The 19,277-nt window shown below is 63.0% G+C and carries 15 protein-coding genes and 1 tRNA gene; 9 read left to right on the top strand and 7 right to left on the bottom strand.

The features are described from left to right. The first annotated feature begins 65 nt into the window (after nt 1–65). From ACFQ24_RS02485 to ACFQ24_RS02465, 5 genes are all read left to right on the top strand, one after another. The gene (locus tag ACFQ24_RS02485) at nt 66–545 is read left to right on the top strand and encodes a S26 family signal peptidase (protein ID WP_380908858.1); all 480 of its coding nucleotides are present in this window, start codon (nt 66–68) and stop codon (nt 543–545) included. Next, nucleotides 542–1,393 carry a conjugal transfer protein TraF gene (locus ACFQ24_RS02480; protein WP_380908856.1) on the top strand — a complete coding sequence of 284 codons (852 nt, stop codon included), beginning with the start codon at nt 542–544 and terminating at the stop codon, nt 1,391–1,393. Before ACFQ24_RS02485 ends, ACFQ24_RS02480 begins: the two co-directional genes overlap by 4 nt. Nucleotides 1,394–1,431: 38 nt before the next feature. Continuing rightward, entirely contained in the window at nt 1,432–1,977 is a 546-nt protein-coding gene (locus ACFQ24_RS02475) for a hypothetical protein (RefSeq protein ID WP_380908854.1), read from the top strand. Nucleotides 1,978–2,123: 146 nt separating this feature from the next. Beyond that, nucleotides 2,124–3,488 (top strand): conjugal transfer protein TraH, encoded by a 1,365-nt coding sequence (locus tag ACFQ24_RS02470; RefSeq protein ID WP_380909042.1) that lies wholly within the window; start codon nt 2,124–2,126, stop codon nt 3,486–3,488. Between the two features lie 16 nt (nt 3,489–3,504). Then, nucleotides 3,505–7,224: a conjugal transfer protein TraG N-terminal domain-containing protein gene (locus ACFQ24_RS02465; RefSeq protein WP_380908852.1), complete on the top strand. Its 3,720-nt coding sequence runs from the start codon at nt 3,505–3,507 to the stop codon at nt 7,222–7,224. Here ACFQ24_RS02465 and ACFQ24_RS02460 read toward each other — a convergent pair. Further along, nucleotides 7,208–7,654 carry a hypothetical protein gene (locus ACFQ24_RS02460; protein ID WP_380908850.1) on the bottom strand — a complete coding sequence of 149 codons (447 nt, stop codon included), beginning with the start codon at nt 7,652–7,654 and terminating at the stop codon, nt 7,208–7,210. The two genes, ACFQ24_RS02465 and ACFQ24_RS02460, sit on opposite strands and share 17 nt — an antisense overlap. 157 nt (nt 7,655–7,811) lie before the next feature. On the opposite strand from ACFQ24_RS02460, the gene ACFQ24_RS02455 reads away from it, so the two are divergent. Then, entirely contained in the window at nt 7,812–8,111 is a 300-nt protein-coding gene (locus ACFQ24_RS02455) for a helix-turn-helix transcriptional regulator (RefSeq protein WP_380908848.1), read from the top strand. A 62-nt stretch (nt 8,112–8,173) separates the two neighbouring features. Here ACFQ24_RS02455 and ACFQ24_RS02450 read toward each other — a convergent pair whose 3' ends face one another. The 4 genes from ACFQ24_RS02450 to ACFQ24_RS02435 form a co-directional block, all read right to left on the bottom strand. After that, on the bottom strand, nt 8,174–9,505 hold the full coding sequence (locus ACFQ24_RS02450) for a tyrosine-type recombinase/integrase (RefSeq protein WP_380908847.1): 1,332 nt from the start codon (nt 9,503–9,505) through the stop codon (nt 8,174–8,176). A 162-nt stretch (nt 9,506–9,667) separates the two neighbouring features. Further along, nucleotides 9,668–9,743 (bottom strand) — tRNA-Ile (locus tag ACFQ24_RS02445). 30 nt (nt 9,744–9,773) lie between these two features. Continuing rightward, entirely contained in the window at nt 9,774–10,814 is a 1,041-nt protein-coding gene (locus ACFQ24_RS02440) for a polysaccharide deacetylase family protein (RefSeq protein ID WP_380908845.1), read from the bottom strand. A 48-nt stretch (nt 10,815–10,862) separates the two neighbouring features. Then, complete coding sequence (locus ACFQ24_RS02435) at nt 10,863–12,593, bottom strand: sensor histidine kinase (protein ID WP_380908843.1); 1,731 nt, start codon at nt 12,591–12,593, stop codon at nt 10,863–10,865. 190 nt (nt 12,594–12,783) lie between these two features. Between ACFQ24_RS02435 and ACFQ24_RS02430 the strand changes: the two genes are divergently transcribed. Then, on the top strand, nt 12,784–13,257 hold the full coding sequence (locus ACFQ24_RS02430; RefSeq protein WP_066766295.1) for an Lrp/AsnC family transcriptional regulator: 474 nt from the start codon (nt 12,784–12,786) through the stop codon (nt 13,255–13,257). A 26-nt stretch (nt 13,258–13,283) separates the two neighbouring features. Here the strand turns inward: ACFQ24_RS02430 and ACFQ24_RS02425 are convergent, their stop codons facing one another. Beyond that, nucleotides 13,284–14,528, bottom strand: coding sequence for a tetratricopeptide repeat protein (locus tag ACFQ24_RS02425; RefSeq protein WP_380909040.1), 1,245 nt, complete (start codon nt 14,526–14,528; stop codon nt 13,284–13,286). Between the two features lie 77 nt (nt 14,529–14,605). After that, nucleotides 14,606–15,883 (bottom strand): hypothetical protein, encoded by a 1,278-nt coding sequence (locus ACFQ24_RS02420; protein WP_380908841.1) that lies wholly within the window; start codon nt 15,881–15,883, stop codon nt 14,606–14,608. 261 nt (nt 15,884–16,144) lie between these two features. On the opposite strand from ACFQ24_RS02420, the gene gyrA reads away from it, so the two are divergent. Further along, complete coding sequence (gyrA, locus tag ACFQ24_RS02415; RefSeq protein ID WP_380908839.1) at nt 16,145–18,838, top strand: DNA gyrase subunit A; 2,694 nt, start codon at nt 16,145–16,147, stop codon at nt 18,836–18,838. Further along, nucleotides 18,835–19,182 carry a DUF952 domain-containing protein gene (locus ACFQ24_RS02410; protein WP_380908837.1) on the top strand — a complete coding sequence of 116 codons (348 nt, stop codon included), beginning with the start codon at nt 18,835–18,837 and terminating at the stop codon, nt 19,180–19,182. The genes gyrA and ACFQ24_RS02410 overlap by 4 nt, the downstream gene beginning before the upstream one ends. The last annotated feature ends 95 nt before the right edge of the window (nt 19,183–19,277 follow it).

Below are 19,277 nucleotides of genomic sequence, written 5' to 3'. Positions count from 1 at the left end.
TGCCGCGTGAGGCGGCCGTGGCGCTCGGAGGAGAGACAAGCGAGCATCCCGCAAATCCGCGCCGCTTGGCCCTGGCCCTCGCCATCGTGGTGCCTGTCGCCTGCCTCACCTGGACGGCCATTCCAGCCGTAACCATCGTGATGAGCCCATCGATCGATGCCTGGGCTGTACGCAAGGCACCCGGCCCAATCCAAAAAGGCGATCTTGTGATGTTCGATCTGTCCCACCCGATCGCGGGGCCACGGCCCGTTAGCGTCACCAAGCGGGCGCTCTGCCTTCCTGGTGAACGCCTGCGCGAAGTGGAGCGACGCTCGGTTCATGACGGCGCAGTTACGGGAAGCCTCTATTATTGCGGGACCCAATATCTGGGCGCCAGCCGTCCATTTGGAAAGAAGGGGCAGCATCTCGAACATCTGCGCTGGGGCGACCATCCATTACCAACAGATTATATCTATGTCGGCTCTGATCACCCCGATGGTTTTGATAGCCGCTATTTTGGACCGGTGCGGATCGAGCGGCTGACCCGGATGGAGCGTGTGCTGTGAGATGGCCCCTCACGGCCTTTGCGCCGCTGGCAGGTCTGCTCATCGCCAGCCCGGCCACGGCACAGACCGACGCGGTAAAGCGCGGCTTCTGGTGGTATGAGCTGCCCAGGCCGCCTGCCGAGGCGGAGGAGGAAGACCCCAAGCCGCCGCTCATCCCGCCCATGGCGGAGCTTGCGCGATGGAGCCCTCCGCGCATCGCCAGGCTCATCACTGAGCAGCGCGACTATGCGGCAACTGTCCTCACCGTTGATGCCGTCGCCGACTTCTGGCGCCTCCAGGATTTCGCCCGTCGCAAGGCGCGCGCCTTTGCCGGCGTGACGCAGCTTGCACTCCTCACCCATCCTGAGCTCAGCGCGCGTAGCGCCTATCCTGTGGTGGGCGACGCGCGCGATGCCCAGGGGGCTGAAAAGGATGCGACGCGACGCGCCTATCTCCGCTCGAAAGGCAATGAATTTGCGCTTGTCATGTTCTCGCGCGCGAGCTGCGGCTATTGCCGGGTTCAATGGCCCCTCATCCAGCGCTTCCAGGATGAAATGGGCTGGCAGGTAAACACCCAGGATCTCGACCGCCGCCCGGACCTCAAGGCGAGATATGGTGTCGAGGTGACGCCCACGACCATGATCATCCGCCGTGGCACAAGACAGCGCATGGTGATCGCAAACGGGGTCGAGGCCTATCCCAACCTCATACAGACGGCCTATCAGGCGGTGAAACTGCTCTCGGGCGATATCAGGCCCGAGCAATTCCTGACAGGCGCAGGTGAAGAAGGCGGCTTCTTCGACGCCCTGGCCAATGGTCCCGTCGCGGCCGGCGATCCTTCGGTCGGCGCGGATCGGGTCCAGCCATGAAGGCCCGCGCCGCTCTGGCTCTGTGCACTGCTGCCGCCATGACTACGCCGCTGGCTGCGGCAAGCCCGAGCAGGGAAGATGCGGCGCGTGCAGCGATCCATCCGGTCGCAAGCGAGGCAGCCATGCGCCACTGGCTCAGCCGGGTGCCGCGGACCAACGACTATCCTCCCGATTTCGAAACGACCCTGCGCGGTCAGGGATCGGCATTCCTCGTCGAAATGAGCAGCGCGCCGGGCTGCCTTCCCTGCGGCGACCTTTGGGGGAAATTCGGAAAGCTGAGAGCACGCTTCGGCGTTGCGGTCCGCACGATCGATGAGAAAGAGGCGATGCTGCGATCCGGGCGGTTCGGCCTTCCCTGGATTGGGCACCCAGTCGCCTGGCTGCGGCCCGTTGGCGATTCCAATCGGCTCATTCCCATCGCGATCGGCACCGATCTTGAGGCCAATCTCGCGCGCAACATCTACCTTGGCATAAAGATGCAGACTGGCGTCAGACCGGCCGTCGGCGTGCGCGCCATGGCGAAATTCACCGGGATCGTCGGCGCAGCCACGACCCGCCCCTCCACAAAAGGACGGAAAGACTGAGCAATGGCGGGCTCTCCCTTTCCCCTGCCCCACACCTCTCTCAGGAGCCCGCCATGGTCCTTGCCGCCCGTCCCGCTTGCCTGATCCCCACTTGGCTGATCCGCCACATCGCGATCACGGCCGCGCTCATCCTTGCTAGCTGCGGCATGACGCCAGCACCCGCGCGCGCGCAGAGCTGGGCCGAGCATTGGTTCGACAATGTGACCTACACCAGCCCAGGCAGCTTCGAAGACCAGACGCGCGGCTATGTGACCGCGGGCGGCATGTCCGGAAGGGTCGATGTCCATAATGACTATCTGATGAGTCTCTCTCTTCCCAAGGTGAAGGCAGGCTGCGGCGGCATCGACATGTTCTTGGGCGGCATGTCCTTTCTTGATCCCGACTATCTGGTCGAGAAGCTCGAGAGCATTCTTCAGGCAGCGCCGGCTGTCGCCTTTCAATATCTGCTTGAGACGCTCGACGAGAAGATGGGGAACATCATTTCGAAGATGGAAGCGGCCACCAATTACTTGAATAGCATCCAGGTCAATGACTGCCGCCTTGCCAACCGCATGGTCCAGATCGCCAAGGGCGACGATAATATGTCGGGCATCATCGAGGAGATGACCGGCTACAAATCGGTAAAGGCCGGCCTCTCCAAAAGCTACCAGCAGAGCCGCGAGAAGATTCAGTCCAATGGTAACAACCCAACCGAGGATCTGAAGGACGCGCTCGCCAACTGCCCGGCCGACGTCACCGACATCTTCAAGACGGGCTCCCTCCTCGCTCATGCGGCGGCCCGCGTCGGCGCATCGGACTGGGCCAGCGTCATGCGGGCGCGGGTCGGCGACGTCTACATGCGCTGGGACGACAATGACAAGGTTCCACTCTTCTCAGCCATCCCCGCCTGCGCCGCGCAGGATAGCGATTCCCCTGACGATTTCCTGAGCGGCAGGGTGATGCGGCGCGCGCTCAATGTGCCGGCGTCCAGCGCCGATTGCACCCAGGATGGCGGCAAGGGCGCGCTCACTCTGACGCGCGAGCGCATGACCGGCATCGCAGAGAAAATCCGCTCGAGGACCGCCCTCACAGCCGAAGAGCGCCAATTCGTCGCCAATGTCCGGACGCTCCCTGTCTATCGGATGCTGGAATGGGGCGTGCGGCAGGATGTGGTGGATTCCGTGATCGGTGACACCGACGAGCTGGTCGCGCTCACCCTCGCCTACCAGATGCTGAACGATCTGACGCGCAGCATCGACTTTGCGCTCTCCAACGCAGAGCGAGGCACCACGGCAGCCGGCGCGGCTGACAGCAGCAGCACCAATATCTGCCAGACCCGCATTCTGACCAAGGGGATCGAGCAGCTGCGCGATCTGCGGGAGGAAGTGCTGCGCCAGCGCGCGCAGATGCGCCAATCCTATCTCGCGGCCCTCTCCCAGACGAACCTTTCGACGAGCTACGCCGGGCTCATTCGCCAGCGCGACAAGGATGCGCGCGATGCCGCCGGCGCTGCCGCCAATCGCAACCGCTGATCTGAAGGCCCGCCCCATGCGCAAAACCCTCCGCGCTCTAACAGCCTTCTCCGCCCTTATCTCCACCTCCCCCGCGCTGGCGCTGGAGGCGAGCTTTCACACCTATGACGGCTTTGCCGAGACGGTGGATGCTTTCCGCCTCGTCTCGATGATCTTTTCCGATCCGCGTTATGAAACGCTGGTGCTGATCATAGCCGTCGTTGGCCTCGCTCTGGGCGCGGTTCTCGCCATGATCCGGGGCACCGGCATGGGGCTTGTCGCTTTCGGTCTCCAGATGCTGGTGGGGATCGGCCTCTTCGTCGGCCTCGTCGCGACCACCGGGACCGTCCATGTCTATGACCGGGTCCGCAACGCCTATCAGCCTGTCGGCGATGTCCCCAATCTCATTGTCCTGGTTGCGGGCGTCACCAACATGATGGAGCGCGCGCTCGCCGAGACGATCGACGACAATGTGCTCGATCCCCACGCAAAGTTGGAATTCGGCGCTGGCGGCCATGCCTTCGACCTATTTCTCAATGCCGTGTCCCCGCGTGGCCCCATGACCGACGCCTTCCTCGACGCGACGATCAAGGATTATGTCCGCCAATGCTATCCAGTCGCCCGCGTGTCTCCCGCCTATGGGATCGATGACGATCAGCTTTTCCGCACCAGTTCCGATCTCCCTGCTGCCTTCGCCGCCATGGCAGGGCCTGCAACCTTCAGCACCGTCTTCACTTCAGCGGACAAGGGCGGCACGACGGTCAGCTGTGAGGAGGCCTGGCAGCATATTTCAGAGCGTCTTTCCGACGCCGCCGTCTTCGAAGGCTATTCGGCCCAGGTCTGCCAGCGCACCGGCTATGACATCGGAAAAGCGGATCAGTTTGCCCGATGCCGCTCGAACCTCGCCGAGATGGGCGACATGATGCTGGGGACGCCGCTTACTGCTCAGGCGTTCCTTACCAACATCCTTCTTGGCAACAGCGTGGGCGACGTTCTCTTCGAGGACAGCCCGGCGACAGCCTCAAGGGTCATGGCAAACAGGGCGATTGTCTCAACCGGCCTGGCCACGATGTCCACGGCCAATGAATGGATGCCGACGATCCGAGCGACGGTGTTCGGGATCATGCTGTTCATGATGCCGATCGCGCTGCTCTTCGTCCTGACCCCCATCAACCTGCGCGTCGCGAGTTTTGCGCTCGGACTTTTCGTGTTCGTCGCGCTTTGGGGAGTGATTGATGCTGGCATCTATCAGCTGACGCTGGGCCGAGCGATGGCGGTGCTAGCGGAGATGCGCTCGAACCATCTGGCGGCCAATGCCTGGATGCTCGCGCCTTCGTCCGCGATGAAGGCTCTCGCCATTTTCGGCAGCTTCCGGACGGCCGCCGCAGGACTTGCCGGCGCTTTCGTCTTCACCGTCTTCCGCTTCTCTGGCAACGTCTTTTCGGCCTTCACCAGCGGGTCGCTCGGTGTCCAGGCGCAGGGCTCCTCCGCAGCCGCCAACGTGTCGACTTCGGAAGGCTATGCCTCCGCTCTGGAAGCGCAGGCCTCCGCAATGGGCACCGGCGCCCGCCGTGCTGCAGCCTCGGGCTTTGGCGACTTTGGTGAGCGCTCGAGCTTTGCCGCCAATCGCAGCTTCGGCGCGGCAGGGGCGATCGGCGCCGCGCATGGCGACGGCAGCGCTGGCGGTACTGCAATGGCGCTTGGAGGCATCGACGCGGCGCGCGAACTGGGCGGCCTCGCCCCGGCGCTGACGGGCAAGGATCTCAGCGATCCCGCCACGGCCAGCGCCGTGCGCGCGGCGGCCGCTACAGGTGCGATCCACAGTTTCGCTGAAAAGGATGCCCTGCGAAATCTTGGCACCGGCTATTTCGGCGCCGGGGAAGCGGGCGAAAAGGCGTTCGCCGGTTTCACGCAAAATCTCGTCCAATGGCGCGCCTTCGGCGACTCGCGAGCCTATGGCATGATGATGCAGGGAGCGACTCGGCATTTCGAAAGAGCCGGCTATTCGGTGCAGGATGCCCAGCTGAAAGCCAGCGGCGTTATCGCGGAAGCGAGCGCCGATCCAACCTTCGCCAAATTGATCGCGAACAGCTTCGCTCAGGAACAGATGCTGCGCAACGACCTGACGGCCGCCCAGGTCCAGGTTGGCGCGATGGAAGGCCGCCGTGACTATGCGGGCGACCAAGTCGTGTCGATCGAACGGGGCAATGTGTCGACCGAGCAGGCACACCGCACGGGCGGAAATGAGGGCCAGCGCCAGGCCGCCGCTATGCTTGGATTGCCGGTCGATGAAATGAGCCGCCGCATCTCCTTCATCAACGCCCTTTCCGGCGAAGCGCGCTCGACCGCCATTTCCCAACTCTCCCGCGCGACGGGTCGGAATGAGGCTGAGGTCGCACGAGCGCTAGAAACCTACCGGGCATCCACCGATCTCGGGACGGCAGACGGCGCGACGACCGAAGCAGCGCGGGAAGGCACCAGCGTCTATGGCCGCACCAGAGAAGCAGCAAGCTATGACTTTGCCGAGCGCTCAGGCAAGCTCGATGCACAGCGCGAAGTGGGGCATGACGGGACGCGGAGCGCCGCGCGGATCGGCGAGCAGCGCCGGCAATCTGAAAATTTCGGCTTTGCAGAAGGCGCGGCAGCCGCAGGCGTATCGACGCGGGAGGCCGCGCGCCTCGACAGCTTCATCCGAACGCTAAGCGACACATCGGGCAACCAGGTTGATATCGCCGAAGGTGGCGCAGAAGGGATTGCCGACCGCGCACGCAACGCGCGCATGTCCAGCATTGTGGACAAGGAGCGCCTGACCCGCATGCAGTCGCTGCTGCGCGCGAACGGGATCGAGATGAGCAGGCGCCAGATTGCGATGGACCAGAATGGCGACTTCAGCCTCAATCTGACCCCTGCCACCGCCGCCCAGATGTGGCAGGCAGGGCTCCTCAACGAAAGCCAGTTGGGCGCCGTTGCCAATGGCGGTCACGCGCGCTTGAGCCTCGCCCATAATGACCTCCTCGTTTCGAGCAGCGCGGGCTTCGAGAAGTCAGCACGCAATGACACCAGCACCAGGTTCGAAGCCGGCAAACAGGCTGGGCCAGATACGATCGAGCATTTCATGGGAGGCGGCGCCGAAGGCCGTGCCGCCATGGCCAATTGGCTGCGCGGCGGTTTCGAGATGGATCGCAAAGGCGACTGGCGCCTAAAACCACAGGTTGCCGATACCCTGCAGCGTGACGTTCAGGCCATCATGGCGCAGACCGGATGGCAGCGCTCGATCGGACGGACAGCGCAAGATCAAAACGGCTTTAGTGTGAGTGCAGGCGGAGAGTTGGCGGGCTCAGTCGACAGCACTGGTAGATCGAAGAACGGCGGTGGCACCAATACCACATCAGGCCGGCTTGGCGGCGCATTTTCTATTTCGAGCGTCGAAAGTGGCACGACAAACGAAACCGCTTCCGCGCTGCTCGACGTCGTCAACTTCGATGTGAGGCAAGCGATCGCGAATTCGGAGCGCGCGGCCTCTCGATCGCAATCTCCTCAAGCAACTTTTGCTGACCACCTCTCTGCAGAGATCGTTGGTCCAAATGGCCTCCGCAATCGCTATCTTGGACAGGCGGATAGCGGTCGCGGTACGACTGATATCACTGCGCCCGTCACATCTTTTGAACAAGCGAGCATTCTCGAAAAAGGGCGGCTTTCAACAGACCTAAAATCTGGCCCCACCGATGGTAATGGCGAATTCAAGACACGCGATTGAACCCGATCGGATTGCTCGGATTTGCAGGATTGCCGTTCCATAATAGGCCGGAACGAAAATCTAGCGGATCAAGCGCTGCCGGAATGCCCGATGGCCCTAGTGGCGGCGAATAATGAGATGGTGACACTGATGATTGTGAGTCATCTTCCTCGACGACAAAGTGTTGCTTTGCCAACCACTCGCGGAAAAAGCCGAAACACAAAACGCATGCGATAAGTGGCGGAAAGAAAGCAATCATCGCGAACCCAGCCGCTGCCGAGTCATAGAATGCATCGAGCGATGGGACGTGGCCACTGACCGCCATGCCAGCCCAGTAAATCGGAACTGCAGCCCACCAGAGTTTGGCATACAGCGGACACCATAGCCAATCGCTGATCCGCAGAGGCGGCTCAGCGGTTGAAATAGCATCGTAAGATTCTGCGTTCGTCATGGAGTTGTTCCTGATGACAAGTTTAGCATTTCGACCGCTGCCGGAAAGTGAAAAATGCCTTGCTCGGCGGGTCTTTTCTACCAGCGATCTTGTCAGTTGGCCGGTTATCAAGCATAATTTCTGACGGCGGGCAGACCTTCATCAAGAAGGATGCTCAATGACACGTGAACGCATTCCAAACTCAGAGCCCGACCCCTCATACCGGGATCGAAGGCGCCAGCCTGACCGTCTTTTAAGGCTGAAGGCCGTCATTTCGAGGACCGGCATGCCGATATCGACGATTTATCGTCGCGAGCTCGCCGGTCGGTTCCCCAGACGCCTGCGCATCGGTGTCCGGGCAGTTGCGTGGTATGAGAGCGAGATCGAGGAGTTCATCGCGAACCCTATGGGATATCAGCCATCGAGCAGTCCTGCCAGAATCGAACTTCGCGGCTATCTGCCTCCAAGCCAGGCCTGATACAAAGGCCCAAAATGTTGTATCGGTCGCGCCCATACTTCACACGGGAGCGACCGACACAGTCAGGCCGCCCCGCCACCCTTCAGGCTCGTCTCCCGCGAAAGAAGTTCGTGAGGAGACACCAGTCCCTCGGAAATTAGGTCAGCCCACACCTGATGCAGCGACGTTCGCGGCTTGCGATAGCGCGATCGATTATAGGACCATTCCGAAGCCGAAATGCCTTCGGGAACGTGCGCCAGGATCATATCGATGACCATGCGATCGCCGTCGCGTTCAAGCTCGGCGGCTCGTTCATTCATGATCGTCGAGAATGACGAACGCCAACCGTGGGGAACCATCTGGCCTTGATACCGCCCCCCTGCCATCCGCTTGTACATGGTACTGAGCGCTGCATCCGACATGGGTTGCCGCCAGCCTTTCGCGCTCGGAAACAGGATTGGAAGGCTTCCTGTGACCATCCTTATTATTCTGAGCACCTCGACGGCCTGATGGCAGAGAGGAACGTCGTGCCCGAAAGCGGGATTTTCCTTGTCCTCCACGCCAAGCTTCATCCGGTCCGCTGGAATGCGCCAGATTGGCTGGTCGGGCGCCTCGTCAGGATCGTCCCAGTTTATTCCCTGAAACTCCGACCATGGTGCCGCCCGAAGGACCCCAACGCGCACCAAGGTCAGGCCCAAAAGCCGGGATGCCAGTTTCGTGAGAAGATTCGAGGTTGATCGATCGACACAGCGCTGGAACTCGATGATATCGGCGACCTCGGTCAGGGCAGGCTGGCGTCTACCCCGACGGGCGGGTTTCAATGCGCTTTTGATCTCATCGATTTCCATGAGGATGGGGAGGTCGACGAGCTTCTCCCCTTTCGCCCGTCTGAAGATGCTATAGACATAGCCGCGCACGCGTTTGGCCGTCTCGATCGATCCTCTCGCTTCTATCCTTCGCAGCGCACGCAGGATCGCCTCGCTCTCTATGTCGCCGACCGGAATGCTTCCGAATTGCGGATAGAGATCGCGTTCCAGCCGATTCTTGACGCGTTTGTAATTTGAGAGGGACCAGGTCGGCTTCATGTCTGCGAGCCATTCCCCGCCCAGTTTTCGAAAGGTCGCCTCCGACGCAGCCCGGCGTTGTAGCTTGACCTTCTTTTTCTCAACGGCCGGGTTTTTACCCTGCGCAAGAAGTTCGGCGGCCCGTGTTCGAGCTTCGCGCGCCGCGACCAAACCGACCTCGGGAAACTTACCCAACGTCAGAAGACGCTCACGCTCGCCGAAGCGATATTTAAAGCGCCAGGATTTTCCTCCCGCCGGCGAGACGATCAGGAACAAGCCTTTCGAATCAAACAATTTATAATCCCGCTCTGCGGGCTTGGCGTTTGCGATTTTATTGTGCGTAAGTGCCATCGGAAAAATACCCCAAAATTGGAGCTCCGATACCCCCAAATCTACCCCTCGATTCGTGACCAGTTTCAAACTGCTACGAACTATTCTGAACGCCCATGGCATCATAATCCTTTGTTTTACAACGGATTATTGATAGCATGGAACTGTGCTGGATGGTAGTTTTGGTGGGCCCGGCAGGACTCGAACCCGCAACCTAGCCGTTATGAGCGGCCAGCTCTAACCATTGAGCTACAGGCCCCACCTGTCGAGCGATGCGGATTAGGCAGCATCACGCCGCTTTGCAAGCCCGTGCTTGGCGCGCCGGCACGGCCCCCAGCAATTGATCCAGGCTGGCGGCTTGTACGCCGCGCTTCGCCATGTGCGCAAGCAGCTTGTCCCACCAGCGATAGAAGGCGGTGCGATCGCGCTCGTCCCGCACATAGGGCGTATGGCCAGGCTCCAATGTCGGCGAATGAAAGCTGAAATTGAGCAGCCTGACCCCTTCCTCCAGCAGCGCGTCGATCGCGGCGATCGCCTCGTTCGCGGCCACGCCTTCCGGCGTCAACGGCACGCGGCCCAACATTCGTGCGCGCGAAAGGGCGCCAGGCAGAGGCCCCATCTTCCGCGTCGCCTGATAGAGCTTCTCCCCCCCACCCCGCAGCAAGCCGACGAAGGCCGTGGACAGGGGAAGTTCGACCAGCGATCGGCGGGGCCCGGCCCAATAGGGATGTTGCGGCAATCCCCTGAAGTCGGGACCATGCTGATGACTATAGTCGAATCGGCTGCGGACCGAACTGTCCAGCCGAAAACCTGCTTCTTCCAGCAACCGCGCGCTGTGGGGCCCTACCCCATAACGCCCGGCGCGGTAGGCGGTCGGACGCCGGCCGAACCGCTGCGCGATCCTCTGGCATAAGGCTTCCAGCTTCGCTTTCTCGACCTCCACCGGCAGGAAACCGACATAGCTGTTCGTCGCGTTCACCTCCTCGACATGGGGCGGGTTGACCCAGGGGTGCAGATGCGCCCCGATATCGGCCGTTCCGGCATCGACCCACTGCGCCATCATCGCGGCCGCCGCATCATCGTCAACAACCGGATAATCCGTCACATAGACCGGCCTGACGCCCGCGCCTGCGAAGAACGCCTGCCCTTGCGCCATGCCGGCGAGCGCCGTTACGCCATGACCGCTACGCTGGAATGGAGCGTTCCAATCGAACTCCTCTTCGGTGTCGACGAAAAGCATGAACCGCGTGCCGAAATCGGCATCCAGATCAATCATGTCGTGCGGGTCAGGGGGCAGCAACAGATTGCCGTCATGCGGGGCCAAGCTCATGGCACATGCCTTAGCAATCAATGGTTGCGAATGGGTTTCCTCGGCGGATCAGGCCTGCCCAGCGGCGTCGGTCGCAAGGCTGACGGCTGGAACAGTAAGCACCAGCCGACGCGCTTCGATGTCCAGTCCGCCGCCGCTTGTCGCCGCAAGGCCGCGGATCAGGCGCAGCGAGAAACCCAGCCCAAGCAAAGGTCCGTCGGCCCAATCCCCGTCATGCCCCGGATCGAGCAGTTGCCCCTCGTCCAGCCCCATGATGCTCGAAGGCCGGTCGATGCTGAGCGCGACACGTCCCCCGCCGCCGTCAGGCTGGAGCCAGCAAGCCCCCCGCACCGCCTCGCCGGGCGTGGTGAGTGAAATGACGGTGCGCAGCAGATGCTGAACCATGCGCTCGCCCTGCACCGGGTCGATCCGCATGTGCGGCAGTTCCGGTGCGATGGCGATATCGACCGGCGGCCCTCCCTGATCGCGGAACCGGGTCGCGACCTGCGTCACCAGCAGGGCGGGATCGATCAGTTGCGGCACGCCCGCGCCATCACCGCGCGTTATTTTCGCTGCCAGGTCGAGGTCGTCAAAGGCGGACAGTAAGTGCCGCGCATCGACCACGATCTTTCCCGCCATGTCGCGATATTCGCCGCCGGCCGGACCGAACAGTTCCTGCTCTATGATTTCGGCAAAGCCCAAAATGGCGTTCAACGGCGTGCGTAATTCATGCACCAACTGGCGAAGCGAATCCGTCGACAGGCCGGCCACAGCCATGGTCGAGGGACGGGGCTGGCTTGCCACTTCATGCAGATGAGGCCGCCGCGCCTGTCCGCGATAGCCCTGGAAACGGCCGGACCGCGGATCGAAGAAAGGCGTGGCCGACATGCGCCATTCGCCCGACAGTGCTCCGCCGACGATCGCGAAACGGCCATGCTGGAACGCGCTGCGCCGGGCGAAGGCGCCCGCGACTGCGCCGTCCGGGCCGCTGCCGCCTTCCAGCGCGATTTCCGCCAGCGACAGGCCGATCAGTGCCGCTCTTGGCCCCTTATCCACCCACAGGATGACCCCGGCTGCGTCGGTTTCGAACGCGAAGGATCGCGCGGGCATATCGACCTGGCGCGCGTCGGCTGGACTCGCCTCCGGCTCGACGGCCTTCCGGCCGCTGGTGAACCGGGCGATCCGATCGACCAGACTGCGGATCTGTCCTTCGTCGCTTTTCGGCGGCTGCAAGCGCGTGACAGTGGCGGTAGCGGGGGCTAGCGCTTCCGCCGTCTCATCGGCCTCCATGTCCTGCGTCAGCAGCATGTAGGTGTCGCCGACCATGTCGGTCCGCTCGGTCGTCAATACCAGATCGTGGGCGCCGAACGCTTCCAGCGCCTGTCGCGTGGTCGCGCCGACATCCCGCCGGGCGCGCAACACGCCCCGCGCAGTGGGGGTCAAATCCGGCAGCAGGGCAATCCATGCCTCATCCGGCAGTTGCGCACGAGACATTGCCGCAGCCGCGACGGACGGCCGGTCATGGGCGAAAAACCGCACGAGGCTGGCCGACCGAAGCCTTCCGCCCAGTTCCACCACAGTCGCGAGTCGTTGCGTTTCACTCAACTTGGGACGCAGGCTTTCAAGCCGCTCCAGCAATGCCGCGCGCTCCGCTGCGGTCATCGCCGACCGGCCCGCGCGATCGCCCTGCGCCAGCAGGTCGACGCACTGCCGCCATAAGGTCACTCCGCCGAGGCCACTGCGGTCATCGCCCGCCAGCACCGTCTGCATGAGATCATTGAAACGCACCGAAGTCCCCATTTTGCGTCTGCTTGCGCATCGTCGAGCACTGCATCGCGACCGGCTCTCCACCGTGGATAGGCCCGGACGAGGCAAAGGGAAAGAGGCGGTTGCCGCGAACGAAAGCGATCGTCGCATAGTGGGACAATTGCAATGCCCTGAAATATTATTATGATGCCTCAGGATAACAGGACAGGAAATAACGACGCTAATGGCCGGCCCCAACATTGACGATATCGACCTGCAAATCCTGGGAGAATTGCAGAAGGACGGCAGGATGACCAATGTCGAGCTGGCCCGCAAAGTCGGGCTTACGGCGCCGCCATGCCTGCGCCGGGTACGCGCTCTTGAGGAGGCTGGCGCGATCACCTCTTATCACGCCGTCGTCGATCCGGCGATGCTTGGCTATACCATCACCGTCTTCGCCATGGTCAGCCTCAAAAGCCAGGCGGAAGCAGACCTCAAGGCCTTTCAGGATCATGTCGCCGCGCTCCCGGAAGTGCGGGAATGCCACATGCTGAACGGCGAAATCGACTTCATCCTGAAAGTGGTGGCCAGGGATCTGCAGAGCTTCCAGCAGTTCCTGACATCGAAGCTGACGCCCGCCCCCAATGTGGTCAGCGTCAAGACGTCGCTGACCATCCGCACGTCGAAGAACCTGCCGGGCGTTCCGCTGCCGGTCTAAGGCGACCTTGCCGGGCGGCTGCCGGCTCAGGCCGCCTTGCGGTTCTGATGCTCTACCCACACCGCCCAGAAACCCGCGACGCTGGCCCATTTGCCGGACGCCTGCGTCAGCGCGGCCTGCGCATTGGCAAGGTCGCCGGATCGCGCCAGCGCTACGCCAAGCCGGGTATTCGCCCGATTGGCGTCCACGCCACCCTTGGCCAGCGCGGCGCGATATTGCTCGGCCGCCTGCGGAAACTGCCCGAGCGAGAAATAGGCGTCCGCCAATGCGATGGCTTCCTTGCCGCTGCTGGAAGCAGCCGCCTTCTTGGCGAGCGCCGGCAGACCCGCAATTTCCTTGGGCGCCTTGGGCGTGACCGCCTTCAGCAACTGGCTGGTCGCAGCCTGCGTCGGCATCAGCTTGCCAGCGGACCGCCCTGCCTCGATAATCGCCTTCGCTTCGGCATAATAGCCCGATTTTTCCGCAGCCTGGGCATAAGCCTGATAATCGCGTTCGCTCGCCATCGCGCCGTTTGCAGCCTGCAGGCGATACAGGTCCAGCTCCAGCTGGGGATCGAGGTCGGCCGCCGCCTGATAATTGACCAGCGCCGTGCGCCAATCTTCCTTACTATCCTGAATGTTCAGCCGGTCGCGATAAAGCTGCCCGACCTCTACCCAATCGCCTGCCTGATAGGCCATCGATATCGCGCGATCGGTCCAGGAAAGCGGCACGCCCTTGCCTGCGTCCTTCTGCGCCGCAATGGCCTGCTGCACGAACGGTCGCGCTTCCTTGGGCTTGTTCCGGCGCAGCGCGATGTCGGCGCGCAGCATGATGGCATCCACCCCGCTGTAGCCCAGCGTCTTGGCATAATCGAGCTGGGCGACCGCATCGTCATAATTGCCCACGGTGTAGGACAGATAGGCGGCGATGAAGCGGAGGCGCGGCGCGTCCGCGCGCGGCACCGAATTCGTCTTGAACATGTCGGTCAGGGCGATCCGCTGCGCCTGCGGGTTGCGCTGCTGCACCGCCAGCTGGAACCGCAAGCCCGCCGCGATATAGGCTTCCATATCGTTGCTGGGCATGAGCGCAGCCACCCGCGTCGCGGCGGTGCCGACATCCTGCGCGCGCAGCGCCGCCCCGGCGGCTTGCGCCCCGGCACGGAAGCCATCCGACATGATGATGGGCGGCCCAGGAACCGGCGGTTCCTTCTTCCTGGCGACAGCCGGAACGGCGAGGATCGCTGCCGCGGCCAGGGCGACCGGCAGGCGGGAAACGGAAAATCGGAAACGCACGGCCAACAGGGCCTCCCCCAAAATCATTATCCGGCAAGAGCGTGGCGCCGCCCCAGGGGCGGCGCCACGCTAAAGGTTCAGGCGCCCTTGGTGCCGAGATAGGCCAGCCACAGGCCAGCGACCTGCTTGCGCGAACCACCCTGCACAGCCGAGAAAGCGGCCTTCGCACCAGTCATGTCGCCGCCCATCGCCTTGGCGATGCCGAGGCGCGTGTTGACTTCATCCGCGTCCACGCCGCCCTTCTGCTTGGCAAGCTCGAACATCGAAGCGGCCTTGGCATAGTCGCCATAGCCAAGATAGGCGTCAGCCGTCGCCGCCGCGATCTTGCCGTTGGCAGCCTTCTGCGCATCGGCCTCGGCCGAACCAAGCGAAGCCTTGTCGCCCGCGATCTTGGCCACGGCCGGCTGATACACGTCGCCGCCCTGCGATGCGTTCAGCACACCCTTCGACCGGCCCTTGTCGATGACCGACTTGACCTCGCCATAGATGCCCGTCTTCGACGCCATTTCCGCATATTCGGTATAGTCGGCGGCGATCACGAGGCCGTCCGATGCACCCAGCAGGCGCAGCACGTCCAGGTTTTCGCGATTGGAGATGTTGGGATTGGCGCGCTGGAACAGGCGGACGAGCGTGCGCAGATTCTGCCCGCTCGGTTCGGCCTGGTACGCCATCGTCGCCCATTCGGTCACTTCGGGCAGCTTGGCCGCTTCGGCGCGGCTGACGCCGATCTGATACCATTGTGCAGGAACCTGCTGGCCGGAGGCCTTGATGGCCTGGGCCGCTGCCTTGAGCGCTGCAAGGCCCTGAACAGTGAAACCGCGCGCCGGCTCAGCCGAAACGTTGGTGGTGCCCGCCTTGCCGAAATAGGCCTGCGCCAGCGTAGGATTGACCGCCTCGGGCTTGTAGCCCGCCGCCAGCGCAGCCTGCGCCCGCTGGATCGCAACGTCATAATTCTTCGCGGCCACGGCCTGGTCCGCGACCACGGCATTGAACTGGCCCGCCTGTTCCGGCGGCGTCAGGCCGCTGTCGAGCATCTGGTTCAGCGCTTCGGTCTGAAGAGCATTGTCCTTCGCCGCGATCGAGGCGTTCAGCTTGATTGCGCCGATCTGATATTTGTCGTCGTTCGACTTGGCCTTGCCGTCGGCTTCCGCCAGCGCCGCCTTCGCGCCGGCGAAGTCCTGCGCCTCCAGTGCCTTCTGCGCGGCCTGGAGCGACTTGATCACGTCGGGCGACACGTTGAGCTTGGGGGCGCCCGCCTTCTTCTCTTCCTTCTTGGCGGCGAAGGCAGGAACGGACAGGGCGCCTCCGGTCATCGCCAAAGCCAGGGTGAGCGCCACGGGGGTTACAAAACGCATGATCCTCATCTCCTCTGCGCCTGGGACCAGGCGACCTTTCAAGGGGTTGCTGCGCCGATTAGGGGCCGGCGCGTGAACGGGCTTTGAACAAGCCTATTCCGGCATGTTTTGCAACCGTTATGCGCGGGCTTCGTTCCGGCAGCCCCATGCACCGCCTTGGCGGCGCGCGCAGGCGCGCGTACGCGCGCGAGGGGTGACAGATTTGTTTCGCTTCGCTAGGGATGGGACAAAGGCACATTCATCCAAAAAAAGAGAATCGCATTGACCGACGAGACCGTCCTCGCCGACCCTTCGGACATCAGCCCCATCTCCATCGTCGAGGAGATGAAGACCAGCTATCTCGACTATGCCATGTCCGTCATCGTCGCCCGCGCCCTTCCGGACGTGCGCGACGGGCTGAAGCCGGTGCATCGCCGCATTCTCTTCTCCGCCCAGGAATCAGGCTTCGTCTACAACCGGCCCTATCGCAAGTCCGCCCGCCTCGTCGGTGAGGTCATGGGTAAATATCACCCGCACGGCGACAGCTCGATCTACGACGCCTTGGCGCGCATGACGCAGGACTGGTCGATGCGCGTGCCGCTGATCGACGGTCAGGGCAATTTCGGATCGATGGACCCCGACCCGCCGGCCGCGATGCGCTACACCGAAGCGCGCCTCGCCAAGGTGGCGAACGCCCTGCTGGAAGATCTCGACAAGGATACGGTCGATTTCACACCCAACTACGACGCCTCGGAAAACGAGCCGCAGGTGCTGCCGGCCCGCTTCCCCAACCTGCTGGTCAACGGCGCAGGCGGCATCGCGGTCGGCATGGCAACCAACATCCCGCCGCACAATCTGGGCGAGGTGCTGCGCGCCTGCCTCGCCTATATCGACAATCCCGGCATCACCACCGACGAACTGATCCAGATCGTCCCCGGCCCCGACTTTCCGACCGCCCCGCTGATCCTTGGCCAGTCCGGCGCGCGCAGCGCCTATCACACCGGGCGTGGCTCCATCATCATGCGCGCGCGCCACGATGTGGAGGAAGGACGCGGCGACCGCCGGTCGATTGTCCTCACCGCCATCCCCTACCAGGTCGGCAAGTCGGGCCTGGTCGAAAAGATCGCCGAAGCCGCCAAGGACAAGCGGATCGAGGGCATCAGCGACATCCGCGACGAATCGAGCCGCGAAGGCGTGCGCATCGTCATGGATCTGAAGCGCGATGCGACGCCCGAAGTCGTGCTCAACCAGCTGTGGCGCAACACGCCCGCGCAGTCGAGCTTCCCCGCCAACATGCTCGCCATTCGCGGCGGTCGCCCTGAACTGCTGGGCCTGCGCGAGATTATCGAGGCCTTCATCAAGTTCCGCGAGGAGGTCATCACCCGGCGGACGAAATATGAGCTGAACAAGGCGCGCGACCGGGCGCACATCTTGCTCGGTCTCGTCGTCGCCGTCACCAACCTGGACGAAGTGGTGAAGATCATCCGCGGATCGGCCAGCCCCGCCGAAGCGCGCGAGGCGCTGCTGGCGCGCGAATGGCCCATCGGGGAAATCGCGCCCTATCTCCGCCTGGTCGAAGCGATCGAGACCAAAGTCACCGGCGACAGCTACAAGCTGTCCGACATTCAGGTCCGCGCCATCCTCGACCTGCGCCTGCACCGTCTGACCGCACTCGGTCGCGATGAGATCGGCAAGGAACTGGCCGAACTGGCCGAAGCCATCGCCGAATATCTGGCCATCCTCGCGGACCGGGTGAAACTCTACGCGGTGATGCGCGAGGAGTTCGAGGCGATCGAGAGCGAGTTCGCCGCCCCGCGCCTGTCGGAGATCACGGCCGCCGCCGATGGCATCGAGGACGAAGATCTGATCGAACGCGAGGAAATGGTCGTCACGGTGACCATGCAGGGCTATATCAAGCGCACCCCGCTCGACACCTTCCGGGCGCAGGCGCGCGGCGGCAAGGGCCGCTCCGGCATGGCGACCAAGGACGAGGACGCCGTCACCGAACTGTTCGTGACGTCCACGCACACGCCGGTTCTGTTCTTCTCGACCGCCGGCAAGGTCTATCGCCTCAAGGTCTGGCGCCTGCCCGAAGGTGGCCCGGCGACACGCGGGCGGCCTATGATCAACCTGCTGCCGCTCGGCCCCGGCGAGACCATCTCCACTGTCCTGCCGCTGCCCGAGGACGAGGCGGACTGGGGCAAGCTTCACGTCATGTTCGCGACGGCAAAGGGGTCCGTGCGCCGCAACAGCATGGACGCCTTCGCCAACGTGCCGTCCAACGGCAAGATCGCCATGAAGTTCGAGGGCGAGGATGAGGACGACCGGCTGATCGGCGTCGCCCTGCTCGACGAAAGCGACGACGTTCTGCTCGCCACGCGTCAGGGCAAGGCGATCCGTTTCCAGGCGGAGGATGTGCGCGAATTCCAGAGCCGCAACTCCACCGGCGTGCGCGGCATGAAGCTGGCCGACAAGGACGAGGTGATCTCGTTGTCCGTCTTGCACCGCTCCGGCGCGGACGCCGAACAGCGCGAGGAATATCTCCGCTTCGCCCCGTGGAAGCCCGAGAAGGACGGCGAGATGCAGGACCGCGAGATGTTCGCGCATATGCAGGAAGCCGAGCAGTTCATCCTGACCGTCTGCGCCAACGGCTATGGCAAGCTGTCCTCGGCCTATGAATATCGCCGCACCGGACGCGGCGGCCAAGGCATCACCAACATCGACAATATCGCCCGCAACGGGCCGGTCGTCGCCAGCTTCCCCGCGACACACGCGGATCAGCTCATGCTCGTCACCGACCAGGCGAAGCTGATCCGCATGGGCCTTGATTCCCTGCGCGTCATCGGCCGCAACTCGGCGGGCGTCCGCCTGTTCAACGTCTCAGACAATGAGCATGTAGTGAGCGCCGCGAAGATCGAAGAGAGCGATGCAGCAGATGATGGGGCGGACAGCGAAGTGGACAGCGGCGAAGCGTGAGCGATCTCTTCGCCTATAAGGTGCTGACCGCCGATCAATATGCGCAGTTCAAGGCGGACGGTGTGTTCAAGGGCGCGCCGGTCGATCTTGCGGACGGCTATATCCACATGTCCACCCGCGACCAGGCGGCGGAAACGGTCGCCAAACATTTCGCCGGACAGGACAGGCTGGTCATGCTGATGATCGACCTCGCGCCTTTCGGAGAGAAGGTGAAGTGGGAGGTGTCGCGCGGCGGCGCGCTCTTCCCCCACCTCTATGCCGATCTGCCGATGAGCGCGGTAGCGGGCAAGGTGGTGCTGCGCATCGGTGATGATGGATGGCATCTGTTCCCCGCCGGTTTCTAATCCCACTCTGTCCGTCTCTTGCCACCTATGCTATAAAATTCGATAGAAGTATTTGATAGGAAACCAAATTTCCTATCCGCGCATCGAAATGTCAA

It is taken from the genome of Sphingobium olei (assembly GCF_042678845.1).
Taxonomy (GTDB): Bacteria; Pseudomonadota; Alphaproteobacteria; order Sphingomonadales; family Sphingomonadaceae; genus Sphingobium; species Sphingobium olei.
This window is presented reverse-complemented; position numbering and strand designations above follow the sequence as displayed.

What these genes read in the sequence shown, in the direction of transcription:
- ACFQ24_RS02475 (WP_380908854.1), top strand. Translation starts at nt 1,432, where the DNA reads ATGACTACGCCGCTGGCTGCGGCAAGCCCGAGCAGGGAAGATGCGGCG.
- ACFQ24_RS02470 (WP_380909042.1), top strand. Translation starts at nt 2,124, where the DNA reads ATGACGCCAGCACCCGCGCGCGCGCAGAGCTGGGCCGAGCATTGGTTC.
- ACFQ24_RS02465 (WP_380908852.1), top strand. Translation starts at nt 3,505, where the DNA reads ATGCGCAAAACCCTCCGCGCTCTAACAGCCTTCTCCGCCCTTATCTCC.
- ACFQ24_RS02460 (WP_380908850.1), bottom strand. Translation starts at nt 7,654, where the DNA reads ATGACGAACGCAGAATCTTACGATGCTATTTCAACCGCTGAGCCGCCT.
- ACFQ24_RS02455 (WP_380908848.1), top strand. Translation starts at nt 7,812, where the DNA reads ATGACACGTGAACGCATTCCAAACTCAGAGCCCGACCCCTCATACCGG.
- ACFQ24_RS02450 (WP_380908847.1), bottom strand. Translation starts at nt 9,505, where the DNA reads ATGGCACTTACGCACAATAAAATCGCAAACGCCAAGCCCGCAGAGCGG.
- ACFQ24_RS02440 (WP_380908845.1), bottom strand. Translation starts at nt 10,814, where the DNA reads ATGAGCTTGGCCCCGCATGACGGCAATCTGTTGCTGCCCCCTGACCCG.
- ACFQ24_RS02435 (WP_380908843.1), bottom strand. Translation starts at nt 12,593, where the DNA reads ATGGGGACTTCGGTGCGTTTCAATGATCTCATGCAGACGGTGCTGGCG.
- ACFQ24_RS02430 (WP_066766295.1), top strand. Translation starts at nt 12,784, where the DNA reads ATGGCCGGCCCCAACATTGACGATATCGACCTGCAAATCCTGGGAGAA.
- ACFQ24_RS02420 (WP_380908841.1), bottom strand. Translation starts at nt 15,883, where the DNA reads ATGCGTTTTGTAACCCCCGTGGCGCTCACCCTGGCTTTGGCGATGACC.